This is a genomic window from Pseudomonas sp. GW460-LB5, assembly GCF_059423245.1.
Genome location: NZ_JBWKXT010000006.1, coordinates 136,249 through 147,269 on the forward strand (window position 1 = coordinate 136,249; position 11,021 = coordinate 147,269).

Consider the following 11,021-nt stretch of genomic DNA (forward strand, 5'->3'; position numbering starts at 1 on the left):
TGGGCCGGGGTTTTGTCATCACTCGTCGAGGAAGGAGCGCAGGTGCTCGCTGCGAGTCGGGTGGCGCAGTTTTCGCAACGCCTTCGCTTCGATCTGACGGATCCGCTCACGCGTTACGTCAAACTGCTTGCCCACCTCTTCGAGGGTGTGGTCGGTGTTCATGTCGATACCGAAACGCATGCGCAGCACTTTGGCTTCGCGTGCAGTCAGGCCCGAGAGCACGTCACGGGTGGCTTCCTTGAGGCTTTCGACCGTGGCCACATCAATCGGGGACTGCATGGTCGAGTCCTCGATGAAGTCGCCCAGGTGCGAATCTTCGTCGTCACCGATCGGGGTTTCCATGGAGATCGGCTCTTTGGCGATCTTCAGTACCTTGCGGATCTTGTCCTCAGGCATTTCCATGCGCTCGCCCAGCTCTTCCGGGGTCGGTTCGCGACCCATTTCCTGCAGCATCTGGCGGGAAATACGGTTGAGCTTGTTGATCGTCTCGATCATGTGCACCGGAATACGGATGGTGCGTGCCTGGTCGGCGATCGAGCGGGTAATCGCCTGCCGGATCCACCAGGTGGCGTAGGTCGAGAACTTGTAGCCGCGACGGTATTCGAACTTGTCCACCGCCTTCATCAAGCCGATGTTGCCTTCCTGGATCAGGTCAAGGAACTGCAGGCCACGGTTGGTGTACTTCTTGGCGATGGAAATCACCAGACGCAGGTTCGCCTCGACCATTTCTTTCTTGGCGCGGCGGGCCTTGGCTTCGCCGATCGACATGCGACGGTTGATGTCCTTGATCTCGGCAACGGTCAGGCCGGTTTCGGTCTCAAGGTCGATCAGCTTCTGCTGGCAAGCAACGATGGCGGCGTCCTTTTCACCCAGGGCGGCAGCCCATTTGGTGTTGCGCTTGGCCAGGTCACCGCTCCAGGTCTGGTCGGTTTCGTTGCTGGGGAACATGCGCAGGAAGTCGGCACGCGGCATGCGGGCATCACGCACACACAGCTGCATGATGGCGCGTTCTTGCTGACGCAGACGGTTCAGTGCATCACGAACACGTTCTACCAGCACCTCGAACTGCTTGGGTACCAGCTTGATCGGCATGAACAGGTCGGCGAGGGCTTGCAGGGCCTCGATGCTTTCCTTGTGGGCACGACCGTTCTTCTTCACGACCTTGACAGTCGCCTGAAGCTGGTCGGATACCGCACCGAAACGCTGGGCTGCGACTACCGGGTCCGGACCGCTCTCGGTCTCTTCCTCGTCGTCACTGCCTTCGGACTCTTCCTCTTCGTCGTCGGACTCTTCCTTCGCGGCTGCGGCCTTGGCGCCAGGGATCGGCACCTCTTCGGTCGGCGCGGCGATGTTGTCGTCAGGGTCGATGTAGCCGCTGAGCACGTCGGACAGGCGGCCACCCTCGGTGGTGACGCGGTCATATTCGCTGAGAATGTAATCGACAGTACCCGGAAAGTGGGCGATGGCGCCCATCACTTCACGGATGCCTTCCTCGATACGCTTGGCGATTTCGATCTCGCCTTCGCGGGTCAGCAGCTCGACGGTACCCATTTCGCGCATGTACATGCGCACCGGGTCAGTCGTGCGGCCGATATCGGTTTCAACTGCCGCCAACGCAGCAGCGGCTTCTTCGGCCGCTGCTTCGTCGGTGTCGGCTTCCGCCAACAGAAGGGCATCCGCATCCGGAGCACTCTCGAATACGTTGATCCCCATGTCGTTGATCATGCGGATGATGTCTTCCACCTGTTCAGGATCTGAAATATCCTCAGGCAGGTGGTCGTTGACCTCCGCGTAAGTCAGGTAGCCCTGCTCACGACCGCGGGTGATCAACTCTTTGATACGAGACTGCTGTTGCGCTTTTCCGGACATAACACCCTATCCACTGAAGGTCTTGGCGGGCAAAAAACAAGCCGAGGATTATACCCGAGCATGGGCCTCACGCGCCAGATGAGGTCGGCGTTTGTGCGGGAACTTTCCGGCTCAGCAAGGCGAGGAGCTGGGTTTTTTCCTCGCTGGTCAATTCACTTTGACGTGATTTCCTGAGCAGTTGTTCCAGGCTGCGCTCGCGTTGGCGGGCGGACAAGCTAGTTATAGTGTCGAAAAACTGTTGTTCAAGGTTGTCGGCCACGATCAGCCATTCCTTTTCCGCCAGGGCCCGCAGCAGGCGGCCCTGTTCGGTGCCATGCCAACGTGCAATCAGCTGCATTGAGCTTAGCCCAGGATTTTTCTGTGCGGCTTCGATCAATGCCACCAACAGCTGGCTGTACAGGTGTTCTTCGTCGGCAAAGTGGCTGGCATCTTCGACCTTTCCGGCCAGCAACGGGTGGTGCAGCAGGGTGCGCAGGGCCGCCAGGGTAGGTGGTTCGACCGGTGCTGGCACGCGCGGTGGCGCTTCGTCACGTTGCTGCCAGGGCTTGCCGCCCTTGCGGTTCTTGTCCCAGGGTTTGTCGCTCCACTGCTTTTTACCGCCGCCCTTGTTCGGCTTCCATGCCGGTTCCTGCTGAGCGGGGGCGAAGTCGTGCTGCGGCGGCATGTCGCCGAAATCAGGGGTGTAGCTGGCCATGGCATCGTAGTCGTAGCCAGGGTCGTAGTCCGGCACGCTACTGGCTGGCGGAGCTTGTTGCGCCAGTTGCTCGACCTGTTGTGGGTCCAGGCCGGTGATTTCTTTCAGGCGGTTGCGCATCAGTTGGCGCAGGTTGGCCCCGGGGATCTTTTCGATCAACGGTGCGGCCAGGGTCGCCATGTGCGCCTTGCCTTCCAGTGATCGCGGGTCGGCTTCAGCGCCCAGTTGCTCGAAGAAGTAATCGGCCAGCGGCTGGGCGTGCTGGTTGATGCGGGCCTTGAAGGCATCGGTGCCTTCGGCACGCACCAGGCTGTCTGGGTCTTCGCCCTCGGGCAGGAACAGGAAGCGCGCGCGGCGGCCGTCCTGCAGGTTCGACAGGGTTGACTCCAACGCACGCCAGGCGGCCTTGCGCCCGGCCTGGTCGCCGTCGAAGCAGAACAGCACGCTGGGCACTACCCGGAACAAACGCTTGAGGTGCTCTTCGCTGGTGGCGGTGCCAAGGGTGGCCACGGCGTTGCGCAGGCCCTGCTGAGCCAGCGCGATGACGTCCATGTAGCCCTCGACGACGATGATTTCGTCGAGGTTGCGGTTGTGCTTGCGCGCCTCGTACAGCCCGTACAGTTCCTGGCCCTTGTGGAACACCGGGGTTTCCGGGGAGTTCAGGTACTTGGGTTTGTCGTCGCCCAGTACCCGGCCGCCGAAGGCGATGATGCGCCCGCGGCTATCACGGATGGGGAACATTACCCGGTCGCGGAAGCGGTCGTAGCGCTTGCCGCTTTCGGCGTTCTCGATCAGCAGGCCGGCATCGATCATCACCTTTTGCTGCAGGGTGTCGGCCCCCAGGTGCTTGAGCAGGTTGTCCCAGCCGGGCGGGGCGAAACCCAGGCAGAAATCGCGGGCGATCTCTCCGGACAGGCCGCGGCCTTTGAGGTAGTCCACTGCGGCCTTGCGGGTCGGGTGGCCGCGCAGGGCCTGGCGATAGAACTCCGAGGCGGCGTCCAGCAGCGGGTACAGTGGCGAGTCGGTTGGCTGGCGAGGCTTCTGGTCGCGGCGCCCTTGCTCGCGGGGCACTTCCATGCCTGCGGCGCGGGCCAGTTCTTCGACAGCCTGGGGGAAGTCCAGGTTGTCGTGGTCCATGACGAAGCCCAGGGCGTTGCCGCCGGCGCCGCAGCCGAAGCAGTAGTAGAACTGCTTGTCGGGGCTGACCGTGAAGGAAGGGGTCTTCTCCTTGTGGAACGGGCAGCAGGCGGAGTAGTTTTTGCCGGTTTTTTTCAGCTGGACGCGCGAACTCACCACGTCGACGATGTCGAGGCGGTTGATCAGGTCGTCAATGAAGCTCTGGGGAATCAGCCCGGCCATGGCAGTCTCGTCATCTGGCAACTGGCAAGTCTAATCGCTCACGCGCCGAATAGGGCGAGTGCTGATTGGGGAAGTGTGAGGGAGTGTGTGCTCGTCGCCAGCCCCTAAGGGCCCGTCAGTCGGACGTGCACGTCTGGTCATACAACAAGAAAGACCAGCTCTGACGTTTCAGGCAGGTTGCCCCGTATGCAGTTCGCATGAGCTTGTGCAGGGCCTTGAGCTAGCTGCTCAAGTTTGAAGCGACCGCTGCCATCGCCCGGTGGTTAACCGGGCAGGGCAGAAGCTTTGCGTAGAACGCCTGTATTAGTACAGACGAACGGCGCGGCGCTGTTCGCGCTGAACTTTCTTGGCGTGACGCTTAACAGCAGCAGCTGCTTTGCGCTTACGCTCTGCGGTCGGCTTCTCGTAAAACTCGCGGCTACGAACTTCAGCCAGTACACCGGCTTTTTCGCAGGAGCGCTTGAAACGACGCAGAGCTACGTCGAAGGGTTCGTTCTCTTTAACTTTGACGGCTGGCATCCAGGGCTACCTTAATTCATTACCGGGGTAGACGTGCTCCTGGCAAAACAAAGGTGTGCTGGAGAACGTCGGTTTTCAAGGGTTGCGGATGTTAACCCTTAGCAAGCCGGAATGCAAAGCCTCTGATCGAAAACCGCTGGTCGGCGTCCGACACGGGGACTATCATGCGCGCCTTCGAATTCAGCCCCCACAAGGGACGAGCCCATGCTAGTACTGGGATTGGAAACATCCTGCGACGAAACTGGCGTCGCATTATACGACAGCGAGCGCGGCCTGCTGGCCGACGCACTGTTCAGCCAGATTGACCTGCACCGCGTGTTTGGCGGTGTGGTGCCCGAACTGGCCTCGCGTGACCACGTAAAGCGCATGTTGCCGCTTATCCGCCAGGTGCTGGAGGAGGCGGGTTGCGTCGCCACCGAGATCGACGCCATCGCCTACACCGCGGGTCCTGGCCTGGTCGGGGCATTGCTGGTGGGCGCCTCGTGCGCCCAGGCGCTGGCCTTTGCGTGGGACATTCCGGCGATTGGCGTGCACCACATGGAAGGCCACTTGCTGGCGCCCATGCTGGAACAAAACCCACCTGAGTTTCCGTTCGTCGCTTTGTTGGTTTCGGGCGGCCACACCCAGCTGGTACGCGTCGATGGCATCGGCCAGTACGAGCTGCTGGGCGAGAGCCTGGACGATGCCGCCGGCGAAGCGTTCGACAAGACCGCCAAGCTGATCGGCCTTAACTACCCCGGCGGCCCGGAAATCGCGCGCCTGGCCGAGCAGGGCGTACCTGGGCGCTTCGTGTTCCCGCGGCCGATGACTGACCGCCCGGGGCTGGAATTCAGCTTCAGCGGCCTCAAGACCTTTGCCCTCAACACCTGGCAGCAATGCAAGAATGCTGGCGACGACAGTGAGCAAACCCGTTGCGACCTGTCCCTGGCATTCCAGCAGGCGGTGGTGGAGACTTTGACCATCAAGTGCAAGCGGGCGCTCAAGCAGACTGGCCTCAAACGCCTGGTCATCGCGGGTGGCGTGAGTGCCAACAAGGCCTTGCGTGCGTCGCTCGAGGACATGCTCGGCAGCATCAAGGGCAACGTGTACTACGCGCGCCCGCAGTTCTGTACCGACAACGGCGCGATGATCGCTTACGCCGGTTGCCAGCGCCTGTTGGCCGGGCAGCAGCAGGACCTGGCGATCAGCGTGCAGGCACGCTGGCCGATGGAGCAGTTACCGCCGCTGTAGTGTTTGATGCCGAACGTTCAGAAGTGCCGTTCGCGCCCCGCGAACAGGTCGCGCAGGTTTTTGCGGTGGCGCCATACGATCAACACGGTCAGCACGGTGATCGGCAGCAAGGCTTCGGGCTCGCGCCAGGCCAGCAATGGCAAGGTCAATGGCGTGGCAATCAGCGCCGCCAGCGAGCTGGTACGGGTGAGGTAGAAGGTCAGCAGCCAGGCGCCGATCGCCAGCAGCGCGGCCGGAAAATACAGGCCCATGAGCATGCCGGCAGCCGTCGCCACGCCCTTGCCGCCCTGGAAACGGAAGTACAGGGGGAACAGGTGGCCCAGTACCGCGCATACGCCCACCCAGGCCTGCGCGTGCAGGTCCAGCCCGGCAAGGTGGGCGAGCAATACCGGCAAAAGGCCCTTGCACAGGTCGCCAAGCAGGGTCAGGATCGCCATTTTGCGGCCCGCCAGGCGTAGCATGTTGGTGGCGCCGGCATTGCCTGAGCCGCTGGAACGCGGGTCCGGGCTGCCCGAAAGGCGGCTGAGGAGAATGGCGAAGGACAGCGAGCCGAGCAGGTAGGCGAGCAACGCCAGTAACCAAAACATGCTAACTATTCCGGGCGAGGACGCCCTGATTCTAACGGCGCCAGTCGCCCTTGTCGTGCTGTGGAGAGAAGTGCTTGGACAGAGTGTTCATCGAAGGCCTGGAAGTCGATACCGTCATCGGTGCCTATGACTGGGAGCGGGATATTCGCCAGTGCTTGCGCCTGGACCTGAGCTTTGCCTGGGACAACCGCCCGGCCGCAGCGGGTGATGAGCTGAGCCTGGCGCTGGACTATGCCAGTGTGTCGGCGCGCATCCAGGCGTTTGCCGAGCAGGCGCGTTTCGAGTTGGTGGAAACCTTTGCCGAGCGCCTGGTGGCAACGCTCATGGAAGAATTCCATATCCCTTGGGTGCGGCTGAAGCTGACCAAGCCGGGTGCGGTACCAGCGGCCCGTGGCGGTGTTGGCGTGGAGATCGAGCGCGGATGTCTCTGAGCACGGTTTACCTGGGCCTTGGCAGCAACATCGACCGTGAGGCGCATTTGTGCGCCGGGCTCGATGCGTTGGCGGGCATCCTCACAGACATGCGCTGCTCGCCGGTGTTCGAAAGCCAGGCGGTGGGGATCAAGAGCGGGCCGTTCATCAATTTCGTGGTGACCGGGCAAACCGCGCTGCCGCTGATCGAACTGGACCGTCGATTGAAGTTCATCGAGGCCGAGAATGGCCGTTACGCGCCGGACCGCAAAGGGCTGCCGCTGGATATCGACGTGCTGATGTATGACGATCTGCACGGCACGTTCGATGGGCTGGTGTTGCCTCGGGCCGAGATCCTGAAGAACGCTTTTGTGCTGTGGCCGCTGTCGTTACTGGCCCCTCAGCTGATGCATCCGGGCGCGGGCAAGACCATGGCCCGGTTGTGGCAAGAGGCACAGATTGACCAGGTACTGGCCCCGGTCGCCTTCGAGTGGCGCGGTTTGCAGCTGACCCCCGCTTAAGCCTGTTTCGGCCCTTTCGCGGCTAAAGCCGCTCCCACAGGTACCGCGCAGATTTCGCGCTCTCGCTGTACCTGTGGGAGCGGCTTTAGCCGCGAAAGGGCCGGGAAGGTCAGACGAGTTGGTAAGCCTCAAGCGCTTTCAGCCGCTCGGCTTTGAGCGCTTCGCCCAGGGCCTGGCCAGTCAGCCCGGCCTGTACCAGTGGTTTCACATCCACCGCTCGCGCCGCCGCTGCTGCGCCTCGCAGGTAATCGGCCTGTGGGTAACCTTGCTCGCCATCGCCCAGCGCCGCCATCTCGCAGACCACCACAAAGTCCTCGAACCGCTGCGGCCTCCTGTAAACATCGAACTTCTGCAACAGTTCCAGCAGTGCCGTGGCAGGCAGCTCCAGCGCCTGATTCGCCTGCGCCAGGCATTCGCCTGTCAGCAGGGCCAGTTCCTGGCACTCACGCGGTGCCTTCAGACGCTGGTTGACGGCTTTTATCGAGGCCGGTGCCAGCCCGCGCAACAGGCAGGCCCAGCGCACGTGCAGGGGCTGTTCATGCGCTGCTGCCTGCTCCAGCGCCGCCAAGGCCTGTGCATCGTCAACAAGCTCAGGCAGCATGGCCGGCAGGGCGTCGCAATCGCGCAGCACCTGGAAGAAAACCTGGGGTTTTGCCTCCATCAGCGCCCGCTCGATCTCCTTCCAGCTGCGCTCGGCAGTCAGCGCCTGCAGTTCGCCAGAGGCACTGATCTGGCGCATCAGTGCAAGCGTTTCTTCGGCAACCCGGAAACCCAGCGGTGCATACCGGGCAGCAAAGCGCGCAACGCGGAGAACGCGCAAGGGATCTTCGGCGAATGCCGGAGAAACGTGGCGTAAAATTCGATTTTCCAGATCGTCTTTGCCATGGTGGGGGTCGTACACCGTCCCCGCTTCGTCCTCGGCCATTGCGTTGATGGTCAAATCACGGCGGATCAGGTCTTCTTCCAGGGTGACGTCAGGGCTGGCGTGAAAAGTGAACCCGCCATAACCGCGCCCGCTCTTGCGCTCGGTACGGGCCAGGGCATATTCCTCGCCGGTTTTCGGGTGCAGGAACACCGGAAAGTCGGCGCCTACCGGCCTATAGCCTTTGGCGTGCATTTCTTCGACGGTGGCGCCTACCACCAGCCAGTCGGTATCGCTGACGGGGCGGCCGAGCAGGCGGTCGCGCACGGCGCCGCCGACTTTGTAGATGTGCATGTGCAACTCTCCATAACGGCCGACAGGATAACCCGTCGGCCGTTATGGCGGTGCGCTAGAGATGGTGAATGACTGCCAGGTCCATGCGCCCGTAGTCCGCACTTTCGCCATGCTCGCCACGGGGTGGCATGTGGTGGGTTTTCATCACTTGCTCGCCCTGCACGGTCTCCAGGTGGATATCGAAGCCCCACAGGCGATGCAGGTGCTTGAGCACTTCCTCGGTAGAGTCGCCCAGCGGTTTGCGGTTGTGTTGCTGGTGGCGCAGGGTCAGCGAGCGGTCACCGCGACGGTCGACGCTCCAGATCTGCACGTTCGGTTCACGGTTGCCCAGGTTGTACTGCGCGGCCAGCAGCTCACGAATCACCCGATAGCCGGCTTCATCGTGAATGGCTGGCACCAGCAGGTCGTCGCGCTGGTCGTCATCAAGGATGCTGAACAGCTTGAGGTCGCGCATCACCTTGGGTGACAGGTACTGCAGGATGAAGCTCTCGTCCTTGAAACTGCTCATGGCGAACTTGATGGTAGATAGCCAATCACTGCCTGCAATGTCGGGGAACCAGTGGCGATCTTCATCGGTCGGGTTCTCGCACATGCGGCGGATGTCGGTGTACATCGCAAAGCCCAGCGCGTAGGGGTTGATGCCGCTGTAATAGGGGCTGTCGAAGCCGGGCTGGAACACCACGCTGGTGTGCGACTGCAAGAACTCCATCATGAAGCCTTCGGTGATCAGCCCTTCGTCGTACAGGTCGTTCATCAGCGTGTAGTGCCAGAAGGTTGCCCAACCTTCGTTCATTACCTGGGTCTGGCGCTGCGGGTAGAAGTACTGGGCGATCTTGCGCACGATGCGCACCACCTCACGCTGCCAGGGTTCGAGTAGCGGGGCGTTCTTCTCGATGAAATAGAGGATGTTTTCCTGTGGTTCGGCGGGGAAGCGCGCATCATCGCGTTCATTACCCCGCTCGGCGCTTTTCGGGATGGTGCGCCACAGGTCGTTGATCTGGCGCTGCAGGTGCTCCTCGCGTTCTTTCTGTCGGCGCCGTTCCTCTTCTGCAGAGATAGGGTAGGGCCGCTTGTAGCGGTCCACACCATAGTTCATCAGGGCATGGCAGGAGTCGATCAGGTCTTCCACAGCGTCGATGCCGTGGCGCTCTTCGCACTGGGCGATGTACTGCTTGGCAAACACCAGGTAGTCGATGATCGAGCTGGCGTCGGTCCAGGTGCGGAACAGGTAGTTGCCTTTGAAAAAGCTGTTGTGGCCGTAGCAGGCGTGGGCAATCACCAGTGCCTGCATGCACATGGTGTTTTCTTCCATCAGGTACGCGATGCACGGGTCGGAGTTGATCACGATCTCGTAGGCGAGGCCCATCTGGCCGCGGCTATAGGACTTCTCTGTGCTGAGGAACTGCTTGCCGTAGGACCAGTGGTGGTAACCCAGCGGCATCCCGACCGAGGCATAGGCGTCCATCATCTGCTCGGCCGTGATGACCTCGATCTGGTTGGGGTAAGTGTCCAGGGCGTAACGTTCGGCCAGGCGGCTGATTTCCCGGTCGTAGGTCTGGATCAGCTCGAACGTCCACTCGGACCCGGTGGAAATGGGTTGGCGTCTCTGTGCTCTGGCGGTCATGTGGCTAACCTGCGCTGAAAGAGTTCACGGAAGACCGGGTAGATGTCGCCGGCCGATACCAACTGCTGCTGGGCGAACGTGTCGGGGAATGCTTCGCCGATGCGCTCGTATTCATACCACAGCGCCTGGTGCTCACGGGGAGTGATCTCGACGTAAGTGTAGTACTGCACGTGCGGCATGATCTGCTTGGAGAGGATGTCGCGGCAGATTGGCGAGTCGTCATTCCAGTTGTCGCCGTCCGACGCTTGGGCGGCGTAGATGTTCCAGTCGCTGGCCGGGTAGCGTTCGGCCATGATCTCCTGCATCAGCTTGAGCGCGCTGGAGACGATGGTGCCGCCGGTTTCCCGTGAGTAGAAGAATTCTTCCTCGTCGACTTCCCGGGCGCTGGTGTGGTGGCGGATGAACACCACTTCAATGCGGTCGTAGTTACGCTTGAGGAACAGGTACAGGAGGATGAAGAAGCGCTTGGCGATGTCCTTGGTGGCCTGGGTCATGGAGCCGGAGACGTCCATCAGGCAGAACATCACCGCCTTGGAACTGGGGTTGGGCTGCTTGACCAGCAGGTTGTATTTGAGATCGAAGGTATCGAGGAAGGGCAGGCGGTTAATACGTGCCTTCAGGCGCTCGATTTCCTGTTCGATTTCCTGGATATCGGTGAAGTTGTCCGGCTCCTCGACCCGCAGGCGGTCGAGTTCCTTTTGTGCTTCGCGCAACAGTGCGCGGCTGCTGCCGGTCAGGGCAATACGCCGGGCATGCGCCGAGCGCAGGGTGCGCACGATGTTGATGCGTGACGGATTGCCCTCGTTGGCTATACCTGCGCGTACGGTCTTGAAGGTGTCGGTGCCGGTCAGGTGACGTTTGACCAGGTTGGGCAGTTCGAGATCCTCGAACATGAACTCGAGAAACTCTTCCTGGGTGATCTGGAAGACGAAGTCATCCATGCCGTCGCCGGAGTTGCCCGCCTTGCCGCGGCCGCCGCCACACCCGCCGCC

At 61.7% G+C, this 11,021-nt stretch carries 10 protein-coding genes; 3 read left to right on the top strand and 7 right to left on the bottom strand.

What is annotated here, in order from left to right; all coding sequences use genetic code 11:
* Positions 1-18: 18 nt before the first annotated feature.
* The 3 genes from rpoD to rpsU all read right to left on the bottom strand — a co-directional run bounded on the left by rpoD (position 19) and on the right by rpsU (position 4,441).
* Positions 19-1,869: an RNA polymerase sigma factor RpoD gene (gene rpoD / locus AC07XM_RS06600; RefSeq protein WP_016484599.1), complete on the bottom strand. Its 1,851-nt coding sequence runs from the start codon at positions 1,867-1,869 to the stop codon at positions 19-21.
* Positions 1,870-1,936: 67 nt separating this feature from the next.
* On the bottom strand, positions 1,937-3,922 hold the full coding sequence (gene dnaG / locus AC07XM_RS06605; protein ID WP_102688941.1) for a DNA primase: 1,986 nt from the start codon (positions 3,920-3,922) through the stop codon (positions 1,937-1,939).
* A 303-nt stretch (positions 3,923-4,225) separates the two neighbouring features.
* Positions 4,226-4,441, bottom strand: coding sequence for a 30S ribosomal protein S21 (rpsU, locus tag AC07XM_RS06610; RefSeq protein WP_003255575.1), 216 nt, complete (start codon positions 4,439-4,441; stop codon positions 4,226-4,228).
* Positions 4,442-4,645: 204 nt separating this feature from the next.
* Between rpsU and tsaD the strand changes: the two genes are divergently transcribed.
* Positions 4,646-5,671, top strand: a complete 1,026-nt coding sequence (tsaD, locus tag AC07XM_RS06615; RefSeq protein WP_016484601.1) for a tRNA (adenosine(37)-N6)-threonylcarbamoyltransferase complex transferase subunit TsaD — start codon at positions 4,646-4,648, stop codon at positions 5,669-5,671.
* A 17-nt stretch (positions 5,672-5,688) separates the two neighbouring features.
* On the opposite strand, the gene plsY is transcribed toward tsaD, so the two are convergent.
* Positions 5,689-6,258: a glycerol-3-phosphate 1-O-acyltransferase PlsY gene (gene plsY, locus AC07XM_RS06620; RefSeq protein WP_060517980.1), complete on the bottom strand. Its 570-nt coding sequence runs from the start codon at positions 6,256-6,258 to the stop codon at positions 5,689-5,691.
* A gap of 74 nt (positions 6,259-6,332) precedes the next feature.
* Between plsY and folB the strand changes: the two genes are divergently transcribed.
* Entirely contained in the window at positions 6,333-6,689 is a 357-nt protein-coding gene (folB, locus tag AC07XM_RS06625; protein ID WP_016484603.1) for a dihydroneopterin aldolase, read from the top strand.
* Positions 6,680-7,189 carry a 2-amino-4-hydroxy-6-hydroxymethyldihydropteridine diphosphokinase gene (gene folK, locus AC07XM_RS06630; protein ID WP_016484604.1) on the top strand — a complete coding sequence of 170 codons (510 nt, stop codon included), beginning with the start codon at positions 6,680-6,682 and terminating at the stop codon, positions 7,187-7,189. The genes folB and folK overlap by 10 nt, the downstream gene beginning before the upstream one ends.
* 109 nt (positions 7,190-7,298) lie before the next feature.
* On the opposite strand, the gene AC07XM_RS06635 is transcribed toward folK, so the two are convergent.
* The 3 genes from AC07XM_RS06635 to AC07XM_RS06645 form a co-directional block, all read right to left on the bottom strand.
* The gene (locus tag AC07XM_RS06635) at positions 7,299-8,405 is read right to left on the bottom strand and encodes a multifunctional CCA addition/repair protein (RefSeq protein WP_102688942.1); all 1,107 of its coding nucleotides are present in this window, start codon (positions 8,403-8,405) and stop codon (positions 7,299-7,301) included.
* A 55-nt stretch (positions 8,406-8,460) separates the two neighbouring features.
* Entirely contained in the window at positions 8,461-10,029 is a 1,569-nt protein-coding gene (locus AC07XM_RS06640; protein ID WP_023048249.1) for a SpoVR family protein, read from the bottom strand.
* Positions 10,026-11,021 (bottom strand): YeaH/YhbH family protein (locus AC07XM_RS06645; protein ID WP_102690320.1); only part of this gene is annotated, 996 nt, incomplete at its 5' end. The genes AC07XM_RS06640 and AC07XM_RS06645, both read right to left, overlap by 4 nt.

Coding starts and splice junctions, on each gene's coding strand:
- rpoD (WP_016484599.1), bottom strand. CDS start 1,869: ATGTCCGGAAAAGCGCAACAGCAGTCTCGTATCAAAGAGTTGATCACC.
- dnaG (WP_102688941.1), bottom strand. CDS start 3,922: ATGGCCGGGCTGATTCCCCAGAGCTTCATTGACGACCTGATCAACCGC.
- rpsU (WP_003255575.1), bottom strand. CDS start 4,441: ATGCCAGCCGTCAAAGTTAAAGAGAACGAACCCTTCGACGTAGCTCTG.
- tsaD (WP_016484601.1), top strand. CDS start 4,646: ATGCTAGTACTGGGATTGGAAACATCCTGCGACGAAACTGGCGTCGCA.
- plsY (WP_060517980.1), bottom strand. CDS start 6,258: ATGTTTTGGTTACTGGCGTTGCTCGCCTACCTGCTCGGCTCGCTGTCC.
- folK (WP_016484604.1), top strand. CDS start 6,680: ATGTCTCTGAGCACGGTTTACCTGGGCCTTGGCAGCAACATCGACCGT.
- AC07XM_RS06635 (WP_102688942.1), bottom strand. CDS start 8,405: ATGCACATCTACAAAGTCGGCGGCGCCGTGCGCGACCGCCTGCTCGGC.
- AC07XM_RS06640 (WP_023048249.1), bottom strand. CDS start 10,029: ATGACCGCCAGAGCACAGAGACGCCAACCCATTTCCACCGGGTCCGAG.